Here is a 22,287-nt window from a genome sequence, read left to right as displayed (position 1 = left end):
GCGCCGGAGCGGCGCTACGACGCCACCGCCGGCACCCCGCCCCGGTCCCCGGTCAGCCCCAGGTCGGCGGCGAACGCCAACGCGGCCTCCGGGCGGACCTCGTACCAGCAGTCCGGGCCGCAGACCGCGTCCAGCAGCGCGGAGACGTCCGCCGCGCCGACCGTGCGGGCCGCGGCGGACGCGATGAAGGCGCGGACCGTCTCGGCGGGGTGGACGTCGGTCTCCGTGAGGGCCACCAGGTGCTCGGTGATCTCCCGCACCGCCGCATCACCGGGCGCCGCCCAGCTCAGCGCCATCTCCAGGCCGTCGTCCGGCATCGTCGCGGGATACGGGGCGCGGGCCCAGACGCCGTCCTCGTACCAGTAGGCGAAGCCGAGGAGGTTGCCCTGGGCGTCGTCGCGCAGCTGCTCCCAGGGCAGCCATGCGGGGCCGCCGGCCAGGAAGTCGATCTGCCTGTCGCCGCTGTGCGTGTAACTCCCGTCGGAGTCCTGGCCGCAGAGCAGGGCCCGGCCGTCGTCGTACAGCTTCAGCCGCCACCAGTACGAGCCGCCGCAGTTCCAGCAGGCCAGGCCGCCCGGCCCCCAGGAGTACTCGTCCCCGTCGTTCATGGCCGCGGCCACCACCGCCAGCGTCGCGGCCCGTGCCCACAACTGCTCGGGATGGTCCAGGTCCTCGGGCACGCTCGGCCTGTGCATGGTGCTCTCCCCCGTCCGATCGGCGCGACCGCGCCCTTGCGTCCGCGCAGCGTTCCTGGCACTCCGAACGATAGCGACGGGGTCTGACAATTCCCCATGACGAAGCCGTCACAAAATGCGCCGGTGAGCGCCCGGGCGCACTCCCCGGCGCACGAGCCCCCGGCACGCGCGGCGCGGCGACGCCCGGTGCGGTCCGGCGGCTCAGTTCAACGACGGGTCGTCGGGGTAGGTGGCCACCATCGCCAGCTCGTTGCGCTGCCGGCGCAGCACGGCCCGCCACAGCTGCTCCGGATCGGGCGAGGAGACGTCGCCCGGCTCCGACTCGACGACGTACCAGGCCCCCTCCACCAGCTCGTCCTCCAACTGGCCGGGCCCCCATCCCGCGTACCCGGCGAAGATCCGCAGGCTGCCGAGGACCGCGGCGAGGAGCTCCGGCGGCGCCTCCAGGTCCACCAGGCCGATCGCGCCGTGCACCCGGCGCCAGCCCAGGGGCTCGTCCCCGGGCCCGGCGCCCTCCGCTGTGTCCGTGACCGGGGCGCCGGCCGTCCCGCCGTCCGCGCCGCCGGTGCGGGGGCCGCTCCCCGGGGACGGGGCGCCCTCGCCGGACGGCCCGCCGCCGGGCACCACGGCCACCCCGAGCGCCGAGTCCAGCGAGACCGGGCCGCCCTGGAAGACCACCCCGGGCTCCCCCGCCAGCTCGGCCCAGGGGGCGAGGATGTCGGCGACGCCGACCGGTGTGGGACGGTTGAGGATCACGCCGAGGGACCCCTCCTCGTCGTGGTCGAGGAGGAGCACCACCGCGCGGTCGAAGTTCGGGTCGGCGAGCGCGGGTGTGGCGACGAGCAGTCGCCCTGTGAGCGAGGACACCTCGGTCATGGCCACATGATCCCGCACTTCCGGCCCGAAGGGGGAGTCAACGCCCGAACCTGCTGGGAGAGCAGGGTGGGCGTACGGCGGCAGGCCCCGGCGCACGGACTTCGGACCGAATGACCCATTCGCGACATTCGCCGCATTAGACATAAAGAGTGATGACGAATCACAGGGGGACCGTAGCGGAGCGTGTTGTGACAAAGCCATTACATGCCCGGAGCGGGGGCACCGCCACGGGCACCCCCTCTCCCGCCCTTACCATTTCTGGTGGCCCAGACCGACTCCAGGAACGCGAGATCCATGACCGTCTCTACTGACGACGTACTGCTTGTCCACGGCGGCACCCCGCTGGAGGGCGAGATCCGGGTTCGCGGCGCGAAGAACCTTGTGCCCAAGGCCATGGTCGCCGCCCTGCTGGGCAGTGGTCCGAGCCGGCTGCGCAACGTTCCCGACATCCGGGACGTCCGCGTGGTGCGCGGGCTGCTCCAGCTGCACGGCGTCACGGTGCGCCCGGGCGACGAGCCCGGCGAGCTGGTCCTGGACCCCTCGCACGTGGAGAGCGCCAACGTCGCGGACATCGACGCGCACGCCGGTTCGTCGCGCATTCCGATCCTGTTCTGCGGCCCGCTGCTGCACCGGCTGGGTCACGCCTTCATCCCCGGTCTGGGCGGCTGCGACATCGGCGGCCGGCCGGTGGACTTCCACTTCGACGTGCTCCGCCAGTTCGGCGCGAAGATCGAGAAGCGCGCCGACGGCCAGTACCTGGAGGCGCCGCAGCGGCTGCGCGGCACCAAGATCCGGCTGCCGTACCCGTCGGTCGGCTCGACCGAGCAGGTGCTGCTGACGGCCGTGCTGGCCGAGGGCGTCACCGAGCTGTCGAACGCCGCCGTGGAGCCCGAGATCGAGGACCTGATCTGCGTCCTGCAGAAGATGGGCGCGATCATCTCCATGGACACCGACCGGACGATCCGGATCACCGGTGTGGACAAGCTCGACGGCTACACCCACCGCGCCCTCCCGGACCGCCTGGAGGCCGCCTCCTGGGCGTCCGCGGCGCTGGCCACCGAGGGCAACATCTACGTCCGCGGCGCGCACCAGCGCTCGATGATGACGTTCCTGAACACCTTCCGTAAGGTCGGCGGCGCCTTCGAGATCGACGACGAGGGCATCCGCTTCTGGCACCCGGGCGGCTCGCTCAACGCCATCGCCCTGGAGACCGACGTCCACCCCGGTTTCCAGACCGACTGGCAGCAGCCCCTGGTGGTCGCGCTGACCCAGGCGTCGGGCCTGTCGATCGTGCACGAGACGGTCTACGAGTCCCGGCTGGGCTTCACCGAGGCGCTCAACCAGATGGGCGCACACATCCAGCTCTACCGCGAGTGCCTGGGCGGCTCCGCCTGCCGCTTCGGCCAGCGCAACTTCCTGCACTCCGCGGTCGTCTCCGGCCCCACCAAGCTGCAGGGCGCCGACCTGGTCATCCCCGACCTGCGCGGTGGCTTCTCGTACCTGATCGCGGCGCTGGCGGCGCAGGGCACCTCCCGGGTGCACGGCATCGACCTGATCAACCGCGGCTACGAGAACTTCATGGAGAAGCTCGTGGAACTGGGCGCGAAGGTGGAGCTGCCGAACCACAACCCGCGCGGCTGATCCCCGCTCGTCCCCGAGGGCGCCGTACGGTCACGTCGACCGTGCGGCGCCTTCGCCGTACCCGGGCAGCACCACGGCGGGCCGGGTCCCGGGTGTGCGGCCCTCCGAAGGCCCCTGGACAGGCCGTACGCGGGCATACGAAAAGGCGGCCACCCCCCGGAGGGGTGGCCGCCTTTCATGCCGTGGCAAGGGCCTTACTTGCCCTTGGCGGCTTCCTTGAGCTTCGAGCCCGCGGAGACCTTGACGCTGTAGCCGGCCGCGATCTGGATCGGCTCACCGGTCTGCGGGTTGCGCGCGGTGCGAGCGGCACGGTGGGTGCGCTCGAAGGTCAGGAAGCCGGGGATGGTGACCTTCTCGTCGCCCTTGGCGACGACCTCGCCGACGGTCTCGGCGAGCGCGGCCAGAACGGCGTCGGCGTCCTTGCGGGTCACCTCGGCGCGATCGGCCAGTGCGGCCACCAGCTCACTGCGGTTCATGTATGTACTCCCGTGTTCTTCTTGCCAATGCGGCGTGAGATCGAAGCCGATGCTGCCAGGGCCCTCGGACGGCCCACCGAACCGGGTCCGTCCTTCAGCTCCCTCGCGCCTGAGGTCCCCCTGGACAATGTCCTTGGGAGAGCATCCTGCCCCCACCTGCGGCGGTAAAGCCAATCCGGCACCCTGGAGGGTCACTCGACACCCTATGGGGGGCCTGCTGAGGGCAGGTCCTGCGACGCGCCGTCTCAGATCTCCGTGGCAGTCGTCACAGCATCGCCCGCGGCCTTCGCCGCGTCGCGCACCGCGCCGGCCACCGCGCCCGCGACCTTCTCGTTGAAGACGCTGGGGATGATGTAGTTCGCGTTGAGCTCGTCGTCCAGCACGACATCGGCGAGAGCGCCGGCCGCGGCCAGCATCATCTCGGTGTTCACCGTACGCGAGGCGGCGTCGAGCAGGCCGCGGAAGACCCCGGGGAACACCAGGACGTTGTTGATCTGGTTGGGGAAGTCGGAGCGGCCGGTGGCGACGACGGCGGCGGTCTGCCGGGCGAGGGCCGGGTCGACCTCCGGGTCGGGGTTGGCGAGGGCGAACACGATCGCGCCGTCGGCCATCCGCGCCACGTCGTCACCGTCGAGGACGTTGGGGGCGGAGACGCCGATGAAGACGTCGGCGCCGACCACGGCCTCCTTGAGGGTGCCGGTGATGCCGTCGGGGTTGGTGTTGTCGGCGATCCAGCGCAGCGCCGAGTCGGGGTCGGCGTCGACCAGGTCGGCGCGGCCCGCGTGCACCACGCCGTGGATGTCGGCGACCACCGCGTGCCCGACACCGGCGGCCAGCAGCAGCTTGAGGATGGCGGTACCGGCCGCGCCGGCGCCGGACATCACGACCCGGACGTCCTCGATCTTCTTGCCGACGACCCGCAGCGCGTTGGTGAGCGCGGCGAGCACCACGATGGCGGTGCCGTGCTGGTCGTCGTGGAAGACCGGGATGTCCAGGGCCTCGCGCAGCCGGGCCTCGATCTCGAAGCAGCGGGGCGCGGAGATGTCCTCCAGGTTGATGCCCGCGAAGCCGGGGGCGATGGCCTTGACGATCTCGACGATCGCGTCGGTGTCCTGGGTGTCCAGGCAGATCGGCCAGGCGTCGATGCCGGCGAAGCGCTTGAAGAGGGCCGCCTTGCCCTCCATGACGGGCAGGGCGGCCTTGGGGCCGATGTTGCCGAGGCCGAGGACCGCGGAGCCGTCGGTGACCACGGCGACGCTGTTGCGCTTGATGGTGAGCCGGCGGGCGTCCTCGGGGTTGTCGGCGATGGCCTGGCAGACCCGGGCGACGCCGGGGGTGTAGACCATGGACAGGTCGTCGCGGTTCCGGATGGGGTGCTTGGACGACATCTCGATCTTGCCACCGAGGTGCATCAGGAAGGTCCGGTCGGAGACCTTGCCGAGCGAGACGCCCTCGATGCCGCGCAGCTGGGAGACGATCTCCTGGGCGTGCGCGGTGGAGGTCGCGGCGATCGTGACGTCGATCCGGAGTTTCTCGTGGCCGGACGCGGTCACGTCGAGGCCGGTGACCGACCCGCCGGAGGACTCCACGGCCGTGGTGAGCTGGCTGACGGCGGTGCCGCTCGCTGGGACTTCCAGTCGCACCGTCATCGAATACGAGACGCTAGGCGCCGTTGCCATGGCCGACTTCCTCTGCTTTCCCTGGTTTGGCTCTAAGCGGCCCCGGGTCTCAGGGGTGCCCGAGCCGGAGCGCGTTGTTCGATCGTCCCACCTACCAGCCGGTACACGGTAACCAGCCACAAATTCCGGAAAGACTCTTCCACCATACGAGAGTTGACCTGGAGAGCGGAACCCCCCTCGGTGTCGCGAACCGGCCAAGGCGCGCCCCCGGCACCGGCGCAGGGGAAAACGGGGGGCGAATCAGGGGGGAGCCACGAGGAGACCGGCGGGAGAAGCCAGGGGGAAACCGGTGGGAGAACGACCGCGGGCGCCCCTCCCGAAGGAGGGACGCCCGCGCCGTTGGTTCATGACACCGACCCGCCATGCTCGCCTCGCGGCAAGTGGTCGCTCGTAGCGACGATGGTTGGGCCCGGGGGCTTGGATCGAGCCGGTGCCGCCACCAAGGCTAACAAACCATCCCGGCAAGCGAATCCCGTCCCGCGCGACTGATTTCACAACCCCTCGGATGGCAGCACGCCCGCCGGTGCGGCGGTACGCCCGCGCAGGGGCGCACCGCCGGGGACCGGGGCCGGGCCCGGGGCGGACACGAACTAGTCGCGCAGCAGATCCGGTACGCCGTCGGCGTCCGGGTCGTCCGCGGCGGCGGAGAGCACGGTCAGCTGCTGGGTGGCCCGGGTCAGGGCGACGTAGAGCACCCGCAGGCCGGCCGGGGACTCGTCGGCGATCTCGGCGGGCGAGACCACCAGGGTGGCGTCGTACTCCAGGCCCTTGGCCTCCAGGGAGCCCAGCGCCACCACGCGGTCGCCGAGCCCGGCCAGCCAGGCGCGGGCCTGCTCGCGGCGGTGCATCGCCACCACGACGCCGACCGTGCCCTCGACCTCGGCCAGCAGCCGTTCGGCCTCGGCGACCGCGGCACGGGCCAGTGCCGCTTCTGCGGCACCGCGCGTGCCGGGCGCCCCGTCCACGACGCCGAAGCGCGGCTCCAGGCCGGTGGAGCGGACCGCCCTGGGCGACGGGGTGCCGGGCATGGCCAGCGCCAGCACCTTGGACGCCAGCTCCGCGATCTCGGCCGGGTTGCGGTAGTTCACGGTGAGCGTGAAGCGCCGGCGCGGGCGGGTGCCGAGCGCCTCGTCGCGGGCCTCGGCGGCCTCGTCCGGGTCCGACCAGGAGGACTGCGCCGGGTCGCCGACCACGGTCCAGGTGGCGTGCCGGCCGCGGCGGCCCACCATCCGCCACTGCATCGGCGTCAGGTCCTGGGCCTCGTCGACGATGATGTGGGCGTAGTCGGCGCGCTCCTCCTCCAGCCGCTCGCGGCGGCCGGAGCGGCCGGCCGAGAGCCGGTCCGCGTAGGTGGTCAGCTCCTCCAGGCCGGTCAGCTGGTCCAGCGGGTCGGCCTCGCGCGGGCGGGCCGGTCTCGCCGGGGCGCCCAGGATCTGCTGGAGCTCGTCCAGCAGCGCGACGTCGTGCACCGACAGCGGGCCCCGGCCGTCGCCGCCCAGCCGCCGCAGCGAGCGGGCGAGTTGACGCACCTCGCGGGGGTTGAGCAGACGGCGCGCCCAGCGGCCCAGGCGGCGCTCGTCGGCCATCGCGGCCAGCACCCCGCGCGGGGTGAGTTCCGGCCACCAGGCGTCCAGGAACTCCTGGAACTCCGGCTCGGTGACGAGGTCCTCGTCGAAGCCCTGGCGGACCTCGGCGGCCAGCTCCGGGTCCGGGTAGCGGCGGGCGGCGCCGGACTTGGCCCACAGGGCGTCCAGGATCAGCCGGCGGGCGCGCGGGCGCAGCAGGTTGACCGGGGCGGTGCCGCCCAGCGCGGACTGCCGGATGGCGCGCAGCTCGGCCTCGTCCAGTTCGAGCCGGGCGCCGAACGCGACGACCCTCAGGCGGGTCGGCGGGACCGGGGCGGCGGCCGGGGCGTCCGTCCCCGCGGCGAGGTCCTCCAGGGACAGCTGGGCGTCCTCCGCGGTGCGGGCGCGCGGCGGGGCGGCCGGGGCCGCCGCCTCCAGCGCCCCGCGGGCGGCCTTGCGCAGCAGCTTCTGCATCCGCGCCGAGCCCTTGACGCGGGAGACCGCGGGCGGGTCGTAGGCGGTCGCCTCGGCGCCCTCGACGAGCGAGCCGAGCGCCCGGATGGCGACCTGCCCCTCCTCGCCGAGCGACGGCAGCACGCCCTCGGTGTAGGAGACCAGCAGCGGCGTCGGGGAGACGATCAGGATGCCGCCGGCGTAGCGGCGGCGGTCCTGGTAGAGGAGGTAGGCGGCGCGGTGCAGGGCGACCGCGGTCTTGCCGGTGCCCGGCCCGCCCTCGACCTCGGTGACGGAGGCGGCGGGGGCCCGGATCACCATGTCCTGTTCGGCCTGGATGGAGGCGACGATGTCCCGCATGGTGTGGCTGCGGGCCCGGCCCAGCGCGGCCATCAGTGCGCCGTCGCCGATCGCCGGCAGCTCCTCGCCGTTCAGGGTGGCGGTGACCTCCGGGCGCATCAGGTCGTCCTCGACGCCCAGCACCCGGCGGCCCTTGGAGCGGATCACCCGGCGGCGGACCACCCGGCCGGGGGCGACCGGGGTGGCGCGGTAGAAGGGCGCGGCGGCCGGCGCCCGCCAGTCGATGACCAGCGGCGAGTAGTCGGCGTCCAGGACCCCGAGGCGGCCGATGTGCAGCGTCTCGGCGATGGCGGCGCGACCGTCCTGGATCACGCCGTCGGCGGGCTCGACGGAGGTGTAGGCGCCGTCCGGGCCCTTCTTGCCGTCCTTGCCCAGGAGCAGGTCGATCCGGCCGAAGAGGAAGTCCTCGTACTCGGAATTGAGACGGTGGAGATGGACGCCGGCCTGGAAGACCTGGGCGTCGCGTTCGGCGAGCGCGCCGGGCGTGCCGACCTGGCCGCGCTTGGCGGCGTCGTCCATGAGGAACTCCGCCTCGTGGATCTTCTCCTCGAGACGCCGGTAGACGAGGTCGAGATGCGTCTGCTCGGCCTCGATCTCACGGTCCCGAACGGAATCCGGTGCGTGGTCCGGTGCGTGCGTGGCGTTGTGCGCGGCCACCCAAGCCCCCTTCTGCTGTGCGTAGGGCAGCCGTCAACCGTACGCGAACCCGGCACCGCGCGCACCTGGAGAGACGGACAAAACTGGACGGAGCCGGTCGGATGTTGCCTCAGAACACGGTTCGTACGGGCGGGTCCGGTCGCCCGGCCCGTCCGGCCCGCTGCCGGTGCCGGGCCACCCGGGCGCGGTTGCCGCAGACCTCGCTGGAGCACCAGCGACGGCGCCGGCCGCGCGAGGTGTCCAGATAGACCAGCCCGCAGCCCTCGCCGGCACATTGCCGCAACTGCCCGCGCACCACGGGGTCGGTGAGCAGCGCGACAGCGTCCCGGGCCACCACCGCCAACAGCCCGGCACAGTCGGGCGGCCCGGCCAGGGCGCCGGCCAGCGCACCGTCCGGGCCGCGGACGGCCTGCACCGCGGGCGGCGGGGCGGCCCCGGCCGCGGCGTTCAGCAGCACCAGGTCACAGGCGGCGGCCCGGCCGCGCAGTTCGGCGCGGACGATCCGGCCCAGCACCTCGCGCAGCGCCCGGAAGCGGGCGACCCAGCAGGCGTCGACCGCGTCCAGCGCGGCGCCGGGCGGCACCACCCCCGCACCGGTCAGCCAGGCGGCCAACGGCCCGGGGCCGGTGAGCCGTTCGACGGCGGCCGGGGCGCCGGCGGCGGTGGCCACCAGGTCCAGGCAGATCCGCCCGCAGTCGAACCGGAGGCCGTAGAGGGCTGCCATGTGCCTGTCACTCCTCGGGAACGGACACGGGAAACACGGGAAAGGGGGCGGAGGGGGCGTACGGGAGCGCTCCCAGGGTGCCCGGCCGCGCCGCTCCCCGGAACCCCACGGACGACGCGCGGCCCATCCGCGCCGGCCGCGGGATGGGGCGGGACGGGGCGGCGGGCACCGGCACGACGGAGCGGCGCGCCGCCCACCACCTAGACACCCCATGTAGACACCCCATGTAGATATCGCGCGTATACATCTGCTGTATAGTCCGCCGCATGTCGCCCTCTCCGCTGCTCAAGAACCGCGCCAGCCTGACCCACAAGCTCGGTTACGCGGTCCGCAACCCCGCCCGGATCGCCCCGTACGTCAAGCGCACCGCCCGCGACACCTGGCTGCGCCTCAAGCACCCCGACCACGTCGCGTACTACCGCGCGGTGATGGCCTCCGACACCAGCCGCAACCCGGAGGCCGCGGTCGGCAGCCGCAGCCACCAACGCTGGCTGGCGCTGGGCGAGATGCAGTTCGACTACCTGGTGGAGCACGGGCTGCGGCCCGGGCACCGGATGCTCGACATCGGCTGCGGCAACCTGCGCGCCGGCTGGCGCTTCATCGCCCACCTGGACGCCGGCCACTACTACGGCATCGACATCTCGCCCGACATCCTGATAGCCGCCAAGCAGACCCTGACGACCTACGAGCTCCAGGACAAGCTCCCGCACCTGACGATCACCCAGGACCTCAAGCTGGAGTTCCTGCCGTCCGCGCACTTCGACGTCGTCCACGCGCACAGCGTCTTCTCGCACTCGCCGATCCACGTCATCGACGAGTGCCTGGCGCACGTCGGCCGGATCCTGGCGCCCGGCGGGTTCTTCGACTTCACCTTCGACCGCACCGAGGGCACCGAACACCAGGTGCTGCGGGAGGACTTCTACTACCGGACCGAGACCCTGCTGCGGCTGGCCCGCAAGCACGGGCTCCAGGCGCGGTTCATGGAGGACTGGGAGTCCCGGCCGCACGGCCAGTCCAAGATCCGGGTGACCAACCCGGCCTGAGGGAGCCGGGACGGGCCGCGGGACGGAGGACGGGGCGGACGGACGGGAAGGTGGCGGCAGACCCTGGCTAGGCCGTGCCGTCGCCGTACTTCTCGGTGTCCGCCGGGGCGTCCAGCGCCAGCCGGTAGCCGCGCTTGACCACCGTCTGGATCAGCCGGGGCTCGCCCAGCGCCGTCCGCAGCCGCGCCACCGCGGTCTCCACCGCGTGCTCGTCCCGGCCCGTGCCCGGCAGCGCCCGCAGCAGCTCGCCGCGGGCCACCACCCAGCCGGGGCGGCGGGCCAGGGCGCGCAGCAGCGCCATCCCGGCGGGCGGCACCGGCCGCAGCCCGCCGTCCACCACCGCGGCCCGGCCGCGGATCTCCAGCCGCCGCCCGGCGACCGGCAACGGCGGCACCCGGCCCGGGAGTTCCCGGCACAGCAGCTGCACCAGCGGCCCCAGCCGGAAGCGCTCCGGCTGCCGGGTGGGTACGTCCAGCGCCTCCAGCGGCAGCGCCGTCACCGGCCCCACGCACGCCACCAGCACGTCCTGCCGGAGCGCGGCCAGCAGCTCCGGCTGGATGCCGCGCTCGGCGGCCCGGCGCAGCAGCGACGCGGCGGCCGGCGCGCTGGTGAAGGTCACCGCGTCCAGGCCGCGCGCCAGCACCGCGTCCAACAGCCGGTCCACCGGCCCGAGGTCGGCCGGCGGCATCCACCGGTACACCGGCACCCCGATCACCTCCGCGCCACCGGCCCGCAGCGCCTCGACGAACCCCGGCAGCGGCTCCCCGTGCAGCTGAACGGCGACCCGCCGTCCGGCGACGCCCTGCGCCAGCAGCCGGTCGAGGACCTCGGCCATCGACTCCGAGGCCGGCGACCACTTCTCGGTCAGCCCGGCGGCCCGGATCGCGCCGCGCACCTTCGGGCCGCGGGCCAGCAGCTCCGCGCCGGTCAGCCGGCCCAGCAGCGCCTCGCCCAGCCCCCAGCCCTCCGCCGCCTCGATCCAGCCGCGGAACCCGATGGCGGTGGTGGCCACCACCACGTCCGGCGGGTCCTCGGTCAGCGCACGGGTGACGTCGAGCAGTTCGGCGTCGTCCGGCAGGGGCACGATGCGCAGCGCCGGGGCGTGCACCACGTGGGCGCCCCGGCGCTCCAGCAACGCGCCCAGCTCCTCCGCCCGACGGGCCGCGGTCACCCCGACGGTGAAGCCGTCCAACGGGCGCAGCGCCCGCTCCGGCTCCCCGGGCCGCTCCTGCCCGGCAGGCTCCAGCTGATCGTGCATCGGTCCGTTCCGCTCCGCCCCGAGTGGTCTGTTGCGCCGGGCGCTCCCGTCCGGGGAACCCCCGGGTGCCACGGCTCCGGCGCACCGCGCCAGGTTTCGAGCCTGCCAACGGCACATGACAGGCCCGGTGCGCCAGTATTTCCCTCCTGTTACGGACGCGCCTCCCGGGGCACGGCTTTCAGACGTCGGCGTACACGGGCCGGGGCGCCGCCCCGTCCACCTCCGCGCCGGCCGCCCCGCGCCGCGGCCGGCGTACGTACACCGCCCAGGTGACCGCCCCGCACACCACGTAGAACACCAGGAACGCGGCGAACGCCGCGGCCCCGGAGCCGGTGGCGGCGAACGCCTCCCGGAAGGCGAGGTTGATGCCCAGCCCGCCCAGTGCGCCCACCGCCCCGATCAGCCCCATCGCGGCACCCGACAGCCGCCGCCCGGCCGCCGCGGCCGCCTCGCCGACCAGCCCCCGGCGCACCGCCCGGGCCAGGAAGATGCCCGGAATCATCTTGTAGGTGGCGCCGTTGCCCAGTCCCGTCAGCAGGAACAGCGCGGTGAACCCGGCGAGGAAGAGCGGCAGCGAGCGCACCGCCGAGGCCGCCAGCACCACCCCGGTGGCCAGGCCCATCGCCACGAAGTTCCCCAGGGTGATCCGCGCGCCGCCGTAGCGGTCCGCCAGCCACCCGCCGACCGGCCGGGCCAGCGACCCCAACAGCGGCCCGAGGAAGGTCAGCGACGCCGCCTGGAGGGGCGTGCGCGCGAACTGGCTCTGCAGGACGAGGCCGAAGGCGAAGCTGTAGCCGATGAACGACCCGAAGGTGCCGACGTAGAGCAGCGCCATCACCCAGGTGTGCCGCTCCCGGGCCGCCGCCACGGCCGCCCCGGTGTCGTTGGCCACCGGCGCGAGGTTGTCCATGAACCGCGCGGCCAGCACCGCCGCGAGCACGATCAGCGGCACGTACACGGCCAGCACGATCCGCGGCTGGGCGGCGCCCGCGGTGCCGATCACCAGCAGCCCCAGCAGTTGCACCACCGGCACCCCGAGGTTGCCGCCGCCGGCGTTCAGCCCCAGCGCCCAGCCCTTCTTCCGCAGCGGGTAGAAGGCGTTGATGTTGGTCATGGACGAGGCGAAGTTCCCGCCGCCGACGCCGGCCAGCGCGGCCATCGCCAGGAACACCCCGTAGGGCGTGCCCGGCACCATCACCACCGCCGCGGCGACCGTCGGCACCACCAGCAACAGCGCGCTGAAGACCGTCCAGTTGCGCCCGCCGAACCGCGCCACGGCGAAGGTGTACGGCACCCGCAGCACCGCGCCCACCGCCGTGGGGACCGCCACCAGGAAGAACTTCCCGGCCGGGTCGATCCCGTACTCCGGGCCCATGAACAGCACCATCACCGACCACAGGCTCCACACGGAGAAGCCGATGTGCTCGGTCAGCACCGACAGGACCAGGTTGCGCCGGGCGATCCGCTCCCCGGACTCCCGCCAGAACGTCTCGTCCTCCGGGTCCCAGCGCTCGATCCAGCGCCGCCCCTTCCTCACCCGGCCACCCGTACTGCGGGTGCCGTCAGTCGCTGTCGCGGTCGCTGCCGCGGTCTCGGCCGTCATGGCGCCTCCAAGGCTCGGTTCGGTCCGCGGACCGGGTCCGTCCTCGACGCTAGGGACGGCGGGTTACCGCCCTGTGGCAGCACGTGACCTGCACGAAACCTTGCACTCACGCGGCGCGGATGCATGTGGTGAGCCGCCGCGGCACATCCGCGGCGTACGGCGCGGGAACGGTGCGCCGCCGTGCACCACGCGCCCCCGCCTTCACCCGAACGGGGTAATGGCACGTGCCCCCGAACACTGCCAGCCTTCTTATCGGACGCACGGAGTGATGAGCCCACCACGCACCGTCGCCGACCGCGGGAGGCGCCTCCCGCCCGGCGACGGCCGTTCGCCCCTGCCAGGGCGCCACACCCACCCCCGCAGGGATGCCGGGCTCCCCAGGGCAGCGGAAGGAAAGGGATGCCATGCACCGACCACCGCAGCGGATCACGGGCGGACGGCACGGTTCCTGACGTCCCCCGCCCGCCGCGCGATCCCCCTGCCGGGGCACCTCCCCGCCCCGGCAGCACCGAGGCCGGTCCGGCCGACCGCGGCCGGACGGGCCCGGGCTCGCCCCCCGACGACGCCGCTCCGCGAGGGCACCGCCCTCCCGTCGCCCGACCCACCACTCCTCGACGACCCCCACTACGCGGCGGCAGTGATCGTTGCGCCCCGAGGCCAAGGAACGGTAACCGCCCGTGGATTTCCTGGTGTTCCCCGACCACCCCGTCACCGACCGGCTCGCCGCCCGCCTGCCCCGGACCTCGGCCACCCGCACCATCGCCCACCTCTCCGGCCGCCCCTGGATCGTCGGCCACTGGCGGCGCGAGGAGCTGGTGACCGCCCGGGTCGGCCCGCGCTGCGCGGTGCTGCTCGGCACGACCTCGGCCACCTCGGACGCGCTGGCCCGGCTGCTGCCCCGGCTGCGCGGCCTCGACGACCTCGCGGAGCTCCGCCACGAACTCCCCGGCAGCTACTTCCTGTTGGCCTGCATGGGCGCCGAGGTGCGCGCCCAGGGCAGCCTCTCCGCGGTCCGCCGGCTGCACCGCACGGACCTCGGCGGCCTCACCGTGCTGGGCAGCCGCCCCCAGGACCTGGCCGCGCTGGCCCACACGGCGGCCGCCGCCGGACTGCCCGGCGCGCCCCGCACCGGCACGGTCGACGAGGAGGCGCTCGCCGCCCGTCTGCTCGCGCCCGGCGCCCCGTTACCCCTCGCACTGCGCACCTGCTGGCGCGCGGTGCACGCCGTACCGCCCGGCCACTGCGCCGCGCACGACCCGGCCGGCCGGTACCGCGAGGTCCGCTGGTGGCACCCGCCGGAGCCGGACCTCCCGCTTCCGGAAGCCGCCGAGGCGGTACGGGAGGCCCTCAGTGCGGCCGTGCACGCCCGGACCCACCGGGCCACGCTCAGCGCCGACCTCTCCGGCTCCCTGGACTCCACCAGCCTGTGTTTCCTGGCCGCCCGTGACAGCACCGAGCTGATCACCACCGCCTGGGAGGGCCGCGACCCGGCCGACGACGACCCCCTGTGGAGCGCGCACAGCGCCTACCGCCTCAGCCGGGTCCGCCAGGAGGGCCGCCACCTCTCCCTCCCGTATACCGACGCCCCCACCTGGTACACCCCGCCCGCGCAGCCCGCGCACACCGACCCGGCCGGCCCGCTGGCCGCCGTACGGGACGCGGCCCGGCTGCTGCACCAGGCGCGGCTGGTCGCCAGGTTCGGGTCCCGGATGCACCTGACCGGCATCGGCGGCGACGCGCTCTTCGCACCCCGGCCGGTGGCGCTCAACTCCCTCGCCCGCGGCGACTTCCGCGAGGCGTTACGACTGGCCCGCCGGGCCCGGCGGCTCGCCCCCTGGACGCTGCGGGCCACCGTGCGCACCCTGCTCGGCGGCCGCTGCTACCCCCGGTGGCTGGCCACCGGCGCCGACCGGATCGTCCCCGGCGCCCGCCGCCGGCCCGACGGCACGGACTGGGAGGACGTCCCGGCGATGCCGCCCTGGGCCCATCCGGACGCGGTCGCCACGGTGCGCCGGCTGCTGCGCGAGGCCGCCGCCGCGGCACCCGAGCCGCTCGACCCGCTGCGCGCCCAGCACGAGGTGGCCGCCGCCGCGGTACGGGCCGGCGAGCGGGTGCGCGGCATCGACGCCCTGACCTCGGCGCACGGTGTGGTCTACGAGGCGCCGTTCCTGGACGACGCGGTGATCGAGGCGGCGCTGGCCGTGCGGCTCGCGGACCGCGTGCCGGGCGGCGGCGAGCCCGTGCTGGCCGCGGCGATGCGCGGCCTGGTGCCCGGACCGGTCCTGGGCCGCGGCAGTCGGCGCGCGCACAGCGCCGAGCTGCACGCCGGGCTGCGCCGGAACCGCCGGGCACTGGCCGCGCTGTGCGAGGACTCCCACTTGGCGGCGCTGGGCCTGATCCGGCCGGAGGCACTGCGCCCGGTCCTGACGTCCCTCCAGCCGGACACCGGCGCGCTGCGGCCGCTGGACCCGACCCTGGCCGCCGAGTTCTGGCTGCGGGCGCGGCCGGCACCGCCGGACCACGACGCAGCCCCGGCACCCGCCGCCCGGATCTCCGCCCCGGCAGTGGAAGGCGGCTGACCCGGCCCGGCGCGGGCCCACCGGCGGTCGGCCCGACCGGTCCGCCCGGCCGACGAACCCGGCCCGACGAACCCGGCCCGACGGACCAGCCGATCGCCCCGGCCGAGTCACCCGGCCGGCCGGTTCAACCGGTCGGTCGGTTCAACCGGCCGGTTCAGCCGTTCTGCTCGATGGGCGGGCCCATCCAGATCGTCTGCTCGCAGATGTTCATCCGGGTCTTCTTGCCCTTCTCGTCCCGGACCTTTATCAGCTTCTGATGGCGATCACGGGGCGCGCCCACGATCGCCTCGTCGTTGCTCACCAGGCAGTCGGCGGGCGTCATACCGGGCCCGTGGTCCTTGTAGCGCAGGTGAGTGGTGACCATGCCACCGCGCCGGAGGTCTATCGGCATGGTGCGGCCCTGCCCCTTGCCGTCCGACTCCGGCCCCTTGCCGACGTGGACAGCGAAGGTGGGGAAGCCGTCGAAGACGCACGGCTGTGACCCCTTGTTGACGACCGACAACTTGGCCTCGCGGTGGGCGCTGTGCGGCGCCGCCTTCAGGACGGTGACCTTCCAGCTCAGGCCCTTGGTCTTGCAGTTACCGTGCAGCGCCGCCATCCGCCCCGAGCCGCAGCCGGTCACGGTCAGTCCGGCGGTCACGGTCAAGGCGAGCGCGGCCATCGTCGTCGCGAGCAAGGAACGTCGCTGCACGACTCCCCCCTTGTTCCATCCGTTTGTCCTGTTCGCACACATCGTTCGCACGCGATGTCTTTCCGTAAGGAAGGAATTTCGCTGCCGTTGGTTGCCTGCGCCCGGACACGGATATGCATCACGTAAAGAGACATCGATCACGTGGCGGTCGCGCGCGGCCCGTCGTCCGCCCGGCACCCCGCGGGATCCTACGGCCCCTCAGCGCCCGCCGCGGCCACACCCATCGCCACGACGTCCGCCTCCGGCAGCCACCAGTCGCCGTCGGGGAGCGCCCGCCGGCCCTCCCGGGCGCCCAGTTCCCGGGCGGCGGCGCGCAGCGCGTCCAGCCCCGGATGCCGCAGTCCCCGCCGCCACACCATCCCCACCGGCGACAGCGGCACCGGATCGACCACCGGCCGCAGCACCATCCCCGGCACCTCGATGAACTCCACGCTCGCCAGCACCGACCAGCCCCGCTTGCGCACCACGCGGACGAACTCCTCCGCCCCCGCGATCTCCGGGAACGGCTCCGCCATCGCGATCCCCCGCCCCGCGAAGAGCCGCTCCGCCAGCTCCGTCCACTCCGCGGTGTCGGGGTTCCCGGCCGCCGCGTAGAGGGTCTCGCCGGCCAGGCCGCCCAGCGGTACGCACCCGGCGCCGGCCAGCGGATGGTCCGCGCGCAGCAGCACCGCCATCGGCTCCAACCGGACCGGCTGATGGCCGAGCCCGGCCCGGACCTGGGCCGACAGCCCCGCGAACCGCCCGAAGGAGACGTCCAGTCGGCCGGCGGCCAACGCCGCGGCGGCACCGGTCAGCCCGCTGTGGAAGCGGGCGACCAGTTCGCAGCTGTCCGGCAGCCGCCGCCGGGCCTCGGCCAGCACCCGGTACGCGGTCCCGACCGGCGCCCCCACGTCCACCACCAACGGCCGCGCGGGGTCCGCCAGGCGGCCGGTTCCGGCGCGGCCGGGCTGCTGTTCGGCCTGCTGCCGCCGGCGGCCCGGCCCGGCCGGCGCTTTCTGGCCTGCCTCGCCGCGATGGCCGCGCTGCTGACGCTGCCGCTGCTGGCCGCCGCGTCCGGCGCCCCGGTACTGCTCGCCGTCGCGCTGCTGATCGCCGGGACGGCCACCGCCCCGACGATGGTCACCGGCATGGGTCTGGTCCAGTCCCGCACCCCGCGGGCCGGCTGAACGAAGGGCTGACGCTGGCGGTGACCGCGCTGCTGACCGGCATCGCGGCCGGCTCGGCGACCGGCGGCCGGACCGCCGAGCACCTGCCGTTCCCCGCCGCCGGATACGCCGTACCGGCCGCGGCGGCGGCCCTGTCCCTGACGGCGACGGCGACGGCGACGGCCGCGGCAACCACCGCCCGGCGGTCCCGCCCGGCCTGACCGCCGGGCCCCCGGGCCCTGGGCCGAAAAAAACGAAGGCCCCGGTGTTCCTTTCGGAACGCCGGGGCCTTCATTCACATGGGAATTGTGGAGATGGCGGGAATCGAACCCGCGTCCAACGGTGTGGAATCAGGGCTTCTCCGAGTGCAGTCCGCTGCGATTTTCTCGGCCCCGGAGATCACGCGGACAAGTCTCCGACGGGCTCAGTCACTGTTTGATTTCCCTCTTCACCCCGTGACCGGGATCAAGGTTTAGTCCCCTAGCTGATGCCAGGATCCGGGTCGGGAACAGCCCCGGGCTGACACTTCGCAAGTCGCTACTTAGGCAGCGAGGGCGAAGGAATCGCGCTTGGTGTTGGCGATTATTGGTTGCGACATATGGTTAACGAGATCATTGCCGCTTCCTCGACTCGCTTCCCCTGCTTCGACATCCGCTGTCGAAACCGATCATCCCCATGTTTTCTTTTCAAGGTGGTGCCACACCCTCGCGGGGTGTGCCCCCATCGTACGTGACCAACGCACGCGAGTGCCAGCATATTCCCGGCGGCCGTCGCGGACCCCGGCCCGGCCGCCGGTTTCTCAGGCCCGCTGCCGGCGTCGGGCCGCCGAGATCGCCCGATCCGTCTCGCGGCGGTCCTGCTGCTCGCGCAGCGTCTGCCGCTTGTCCCACTCCTTCTTGCCCTTGGCCAGCGCGATCTCGACCTTGGCCCGACCGTCCTTGAAGTACAGGGACAGCGGCACGATCGTGTGACCCGAGTCCTGGGACTTGACCTCCAACTTGTCGATCTCGACGCGGTGCAGCAGCAGCTTCCGCTTCCGCCGCGCGCTGTGATTCGTCCAGGTGCCCTGCGTGTATTCGGGGATATGGACGTTGTGCAGCCAGGCTTCCCCGCCGTCGATCTGGACGAATCCGTCCACGAGCGACGCCCGGCCCTGGCGCAGCGACTTCACCTCGGTGCCGGTCAACACCAGACCGCACTCATAGGTGTCCAGAATGTGGTAGTCGTGCCGCGCCTTCTTGTGCTGCGCGACGAGCTTGCGCCCGTCGTTCTTGTCCTTGCCCTTGCCCTTGGTAGCCATAGTGCGGCCATTTTCGCACTACGCACCGGTGCCGAGGCCACTCAATACTGTGCGGGCCCGTTTTTCGGCATGGTCCTCGACGAGCAGGTCCGGGGTGATGCCTGCGCCGTCCACGGCCCGGCCGGCCGGAGTGCGGTAGTGGCCGACGGTCAGCTCCGCGACCGAGCCGTCCGGCAGCTCGCTGGGCATCTGCACCGACCCCTTGCCGAACGTCGGGGAGCCCACCACGACCGCCCGGCCGCGGTCCTGGAGCGCGCCGGACAGCAGCTCCGCGGCGCTCATCGTGCCGCCGTCCACCAGCAGGACCAGCGGGATCCGGGTGTCCCCGGCGCGCTCGGCGTACAGGGCGCGCTGACTGCCGTCCACGTCGTAGGTGGCGACCAGGCCGCCGTCGAGGAAGACCGACGCGGTGGCGACCGCCTCGGTGACCAGGCCGCCGGTATTGCCGCGCAGGTCCAGTAACAGCCCGCCCCGCCGGTCCGCGGCGCGCACCGCGCGGCGGACCGCGGCGCCGGTGCCCTTGGCGAATGCGGTGATCTTGATGCGGGTCGGGCCGTCGGCACCGTACGGGCGGTCCACGGTGACGTTCCGGGTGTGCAGGCGGGTCCGGCGCAGGGTCACGCTCCAGTGGCGGGCGCCGCGCCCGAGGTCCAGCCGGACGGACGTGCCGGGGGCACCGGAGCCCCCGGGCCCGTCGCCGCGCAGCCGGGCGACGACGTCGGTGACCGGGCGTCCCCGGGCGGGCCGGCCGTCGACCGCGTCGAGGCGGTCGCCGACGGCGATGCCGGAGCGGGCGGCGGGCCCGTCGGGCCGCACCCGGGACACCGTTATCCGGCCACCGCCCTGCTCCCGCACCCACAGCCCGACGCCGACATACGTGCCGTCCAACTGGGCCTGGAAGTCCTCGAATTCGCCGGCGGTGTAGACCGCCGACCACCGGTCGCCGCTGCGACTGACGACGTCCGCGGCGGCCTGCGCACCGGACTTGCCGTCCCCGGCGGCCTGCGCCGCGGCCCGTGCGGCCCGCTCGACGGCGGGCCGGTCGACGGCCGTGTCCCCGGCGGGCCGGCCGTGGGCGACGGACTCCGCGGCGTCCCCGGCGTCGTCCCAGGTGCCGGTGGCCGCGCCCGCGGCGAGCACCCCGGCGAGGAACAACGTCAGGGCCGCCCCGCGGCGGATGCGGCGGGGCCGGTCGTACCCACACGGGCCCAGCATGCCGGTGAGTCTAGGCGACGAAAGGGCGCCGTACGGGGAGTTGACCGTACGGCGCCCTTGGCGAAGCTCACACCTTGAGGTACTTGCGCAGCGCGAAGAACGCGGCGAGCGCGGGCATCAGCAACCCGATGAGCAGGACCAGCGGAAGCACCGCCAGGACGGCGTCCCAGCCGATGAAGTTGACCACCTGGATCTGCTTCGCCAGCCACTGGTTGATCATGAAGTACTTGCCGCCGACGAGCAGGACGCAGGCGAACACGGCACCGATGAGGCCGGCGATCGCGGCCTCCATGATGAACGGCAGCTGGATGTAGAAGCTGGAGGCGCCGACCAGCCGCATGATGCCGGTCTCCCGGCGGCGGCTGAACGCGGAGACCCGCACGGTGTTGACGATCAGCATCAGCGCCACCACCAGCATCAGACCCATGACGCCCAGGGCCGCGTACCGCATGCCGTCCAGGAGACGGAACAGCGGTTCGACGGTGTCCCGTTGGTCCTGGACCTGCTCGACGCCGGGGCGCTCGGAGAACGCCGACTTGATCACGTCGAACTTGGTCGGATCCTTGAGCTTGACCCGGAAGGACTCCGGCAGCTGGTCGGGCGTGACCAGACCGGCCACGGGCGTGTCGCCGAACTGCTCCTTGTAGTGCTTGTACGCCTGGTCGCTGGTCTCGTGCTCCACGTTCTGCACCAGCGGCAGCCGGTGCAGCTCGGCCAGGATGTCGTCCTTCTGCTGCTGGGTCGCCGCACCCTTGGCGCAGTTGGCGGCCGTCTCGGCGTCGTTCTTGTTGCAGAAGAAGATGGAGACGTTGACCTTGTCGTACCAGTACCCCTTCATCGTGTTGACCTGGTCGCGCATCAACAGCGAGGCGCCGAACAGGCCGAGCGAGAGGGCTACCGAGACGATGACGGCGAAGGTCATCGTGAGATTTCGGCGGAGACCGACGCCGATCTCCGACAGGACGAACTGGGCGCGCATGGCGTCCTTTCAGTGCTGGTAGCCGTACACGCCGCGCGACTGGTCGCGTACGAGCCGGCCCTTCTCGAGTTCCATGACCCGCTTGCGCATCTGGTCGACGATCTGCTGGTCGTGGGTGGCCATGACCACCGTCGTCCCGGTGCGGTTGATCCGGTCCAGCAGCTTCATGATGCCGACGGAGGTCTGCGGGTCGAGGTTGCCGGTGGGCTCGTCGGCGATGAGCAGCAACGGCCGGTTGACGAAGGCCCGCGCGATGGCGACGCGCTGCTGCTCACCACCGGACAGCTCGCCCGGCATGCGGTCCTCCTTGCCGCCGAGGCCGACGAGTTCGAGGACTTCGGGCACCGTCTTGCGGATCTGTCCGCGCGGCCTGCCGATGACTTCCAGGGCGAAGGCGACGTTCTGCCCCACAGTCTTGTTGGGGAGCAACCGGAAGTCCTGGAAGACCGTGCCCACCTGGCGGCGCATCTGCGGCACCTTCCAGTTGGACAGCTTGGCCAGATCCTTCCCCAGTACGTGCACGGCGCCATGGCTGGCGCGCTCCTCACGCAGGAGCAGCCGCAGGAAGGTGGACTTACCGGAGCCCGAGGAACCCACCAGGAAGACGAACTCGCCGCGCTCGATCTCCAGGGAGACGTCCCTGAGGGCGGGGCGGTTCTGCTTCGGGTAGGTCTTGGAGACGTTGTCGAATCGGATCACAGATGCACCACGGTCGACCTGGGTAGGGGCACGGGTTGCCGGTCACGGCTCCCGTCGGTGTGCGTGACCCTACGCGAACCTGGTGTGGGGGCCCAGCCGGCGGGGGAGGTTGGTGCGGTTCTTCACGGTGCCTACGGGACAAAAAGCGCACAATTCCGGGCGGGTGGGCGGAAGGGACGCTGCCGGGCGGAAAGGGGCGGTGCCGGGTGGACGGGAGGGGGAGATGCCGGGCGGGTGGGAGGGGGAGCCGCCGGGAGGGGTGGGAGGGGGAAACACTGCCGGGCCGGAAGGGGGTGAACCCCGGGGCGCGCCGTCCGGCGGCGGAACTGGCACAGTGGTAGAGGGAACCAATGCGCCGCCCGGTGCGTTGATGCGGTAAGTAAGGAGGTCGCATGACGTACGACCGATTGGTGTGCGCCAACTGCGCGGCCCCTGTGAGCGAGGGCCGCTGCCCTGTGTGCCGGGCCAGCAGGGAACGGCTCCAGCGACAAGCGGGCTTTTTCGGCCAGCTCAATCCCGTGGTGCTGGCGGCCCTGCTGATAGCGCTGCTCGCGGTCGCGGTGCTGCTCCGCCAGGCCGTCTGAAACTCCCCGGGCGCCCCGCGGCGCCGCAGAGTGACGACCCCGCCGCGCAGGGTGCCCGTAAACCT

At 73.2% G+C, this 22,287-nt stretch carries 17 protein-coding genes, 1 other RNA gene and 2 pseudogenes; 5 read left to right on the top strand and 15 right to left on the bottom strand.

What is annotated here, in order from left to right:
• Positions 1-14 precede the first annotated feature (14 nt).
• A complete protein-coding gene (locus SNOUR_RS24680) occupies positions 15-695 on the bottom strand; it encodes a hypothetical protein (protein ID WP_067350995.1) in 681 nt (226 codons plus the stop codon).
• Between the two features lie 201 nt (positions 696-896).
• Positions 897-1,571, bottom strand: coding sequence for a YqgE/AlgH family protein (locus tag SNOUR_RS24675; protein WP_067350992.1), 675 nt, complete (start codon positions 1,569-1,571; stop codon positions 897-899).
• A 294-nt stretch (positions 1,572-1,865) separates the two neighbouring features.
• On the opposite strand from SNOUR_RS24675, the gene murA reads away from it, so the two are divergent.
• Positions 1,866-3,212, top strand: a complete 1,347-nt coding sequence (gene murA / locus SNOUR_RS24670) for a UDP-N-acetylglucosamine 1-carboxyvinyltransferase (protein WP_067350990.1) — start codon at positions 1,866-1,868, stop codon at positions 3,210-3,212.
• Between the two features lie 194 nt (positions 3,213-3,406).
• On the opposite strand, the gene SNOUR_RS24665 is transcribed toward murA, so the two are convergent.
• From SNOUR_RS24665 to SNOUR_RS24650, 4 genes are all read right to left on the bottom strand, one after another.
• Positions 3,407-3,688: an HU family DNA-binding protein gene (locus SNOUR_RS24665; protein WP_004951951.1), complete on the bottom strand. Its 282-nt coding sequence runs from the start codon at positions 3,686-3,688 to the stop codon at positions 3,407-3,409.
• A 245-nt stretch (positions 3,689-3,933) separates the two neighbouring features.
• Positions 3,934-5,367 (bottom strand): NAD-dependent malic enzyme, encoded by a 1,434-nt coding sequence (locus tag SNOUR_RS24660; protein WP_067350988.1) that lies wholly within the window; start codon positions 5,365-5,367, stop codon positions 3,934-3,936.
• 590 nt (positions 5,368-5,957) lie between these two features.
• On the bottom strand, positions 5,958-8,402 hold the full coding sequence (locus tag SNOUR_RS24655) for a HelD family protein (RefSeq protein WP_067350985.1): 2,445 nt from the start codon (positions 8,400-8,402) through the stop codon (positions 5,958-5,960).
• Between the two features lie 109 nt (positions 8,403-8,511).
• Positions 8,512-9,126, bottom strand: coding sequence for a CGNR zinc finger domain-containing protein (locus tag SNOUR_RS24650; protein WP_067350982.1), 615 nt, complete (start codon positions 9,124-9,126; stop codon positions 8,512-8,514).
• Positions 9,127-9,392: 266 nt separating this feature from the next.
• Here SNOUR_RS24650 and SNOUR_RS24640 point away from each other — a divergent pair, with 266 nt between their 5' ends.
• On the top strand, positions 9,393-10,169 hold the full coding sequence (locus SNOUR_RS24640) for a class I SAM-dependent methyltransferase (protein ID WP_067350976.1): 777 nt from the start codon (positions 9,393-9,395) through the stop codon (positions 10,167-10,169).
• A 67-nt stretch (positions 10,170-10,236) separates the two neighbouring features.
• Here the strand turns inward: SNOUR_RS24640 and SNOUR_RS24635 are convergent, their stop codons facing one another.
• Both SNOUR_RS24635 and SNOUR_RS24630 read right to left on the bottom strand, forming a co-directional pair.
• Positions 10,237-11,427: a uroporphyrinogen-III synthase gene (locus SNOUR_RS24635; protein WP_067350973.1), complete on the bottom strand. Its 1,191-nt coding sequence runs from the start codon at positions 11,425-11,427 to the stop codon at positions 10,237-10,239.
• 178 nt (positions 11,428-11,605) lie between these two features.
• Entirely contained in the window at positions 11,606-13,030 is a 1,425-nt protein-coding gene (locus tag SNOUR_RS24630; protein ID WP_067350970.1) for a nitrate/nitrite transporter, read from the bottom strand.
• Between the two features lie 677 nt (positions 13,031-13,707).
• Between SNOUR_RS24630 and SNOUR_RS24625 the strand changes: the two genes are divergently transcribed.
• Complete coding sequence (locus tag SNOUR_RS24625) at positions 13,708-15,609, top strand: asparagine synthase-related protein (protein ID WP_067350969.1); 1,902 nt, start codon at positions 13,708-13,710, stop codon at positions 15,607-15,609.
• Positions 15,610-15,763: 154 nt separating this feature from the next.
• Here SNOUR_RS24625 and SNOUR_RS24620 read toward each other — a convergent pair whose 3' ends face one another.
• A complete protein-coding gene (locus SNOUR_RS24620) occupies positions 15,764-16,300 on the bottom strand; it encodes a DUF4232 domain-containing protein (RefSeq protein WP_229921415.1) in 537 nt (178 codons plus the stop codon).
• Between the two features lie 188 nt (positions 16,301-16,488).
• Positions 16,489-17,220: pseudogene (locus SNOUR_RS24615) on the bottom strand (LysR substrate-binding domain-containing protein); the annotation flags it as partial.
• On the opposite strand from SNOUR_RS24615, the pseudogene SNOUR_RS43310 reads away from it, so the two are divergent.
• A pseudogene (locus SNOUR_RS43310) lies at positions 17,221-17,666 on the top strand (MFS transporter); the annotation flags it as partial.
• An 85-nt stretch (positions 17,667-17,751) separates the two neighbouring features.
• On the opposite strand, the gene ssrA reads toward SNOUR_RS43310, so the two are convergent.
• The 5 genes from ssrA to ftsE form a co-directional block, all read right to left on the bottom strand.
• Positions 17,752-18,120: a transfer-messenger RNA gene (gene ssrA, locus SNOUR_RS24610) on the bottom strand.
• A gap of 124 nt (positions 18,121-18,244) precedes the next feature.
• On the bottom strand, positions 18,245-18,745 hold the full coding sequence (gene smpB / locus SNOUR_RS24605; protein WP_067350966.1) for an SsrA-binding protein SmpB: 501 nt from the start codon (positions 18,743-18,745) through the stop codon (positions 18,245-18,247).
• Between the two features lie 18 nt (positions 18,746-18,763).
• Positions 18,764-19,960, bottom strand: a complete 1,197-nt coding sequence (locus tag SNOUR_RS24600; RefSeq protein ID WP_067350963.1) for a S41 family peptidase — start codon at positions 19,958-19,960, stop codon at positions 18,764-18,766.
• Positions 19,961-20,027: 67 nt separating this feature from the next.
• Positions 20,028-20,939, bottom strand: a complete 912-nt coding sequence (ftsX, locus tag SNOUR_RS24595) for a permease-like cell division protein FtsX (RefSeq protein WP_067350960.1) — start codon at positions 20,937-20,939, stop codon at positions 20,028-20,030.
• 9 nt (positions 20,940-20,948) lie between these two features.
• Positions 20,949-21,638: a cell division ATP-binding protein FtsE gene (gene ftsE, locus SNOUR_RS24590; protein WP_039635973.1), complete on the bottom strand. Its 690-nt coding sequence runs from the start codon at positions 21,636-21,638 to the stop codon at positions 20,949-20,951.
• Between the two features lie 392 nt (positions 21,639-22,030).
• Here ftsE and SNOUR_RS24585 point away from each other — a divergent pair, with 392 nt between their 5' ends.
• Complete coding sequence (locus tag SNOUR_RS24585) at positions 22,031-22,222, top strand: hypothetical protein (RefSeq protein ID WP_039635971.1); 192 nt, start codon at positions 22,031-22,033, stop codon at positions 22,220-22,222.
• Positions 22,223-22,287 lie beyond the last annotated feature (65 nt).

The organism is Streptomyces noursei ATCC 11455 (genome assembly GCF_001704275.1).
GTDB lineage: Bacteria > Actinomycetota > Actinomycetes > Streptomycetales > Streptomycetaceae > Streptomyces > Streptomyces noursei.
The sequence above is the reverse complement of the archived record's forward strand: the minus strand, read 5'-3'. Positions and strand labels throughout refer to the sequence as shown.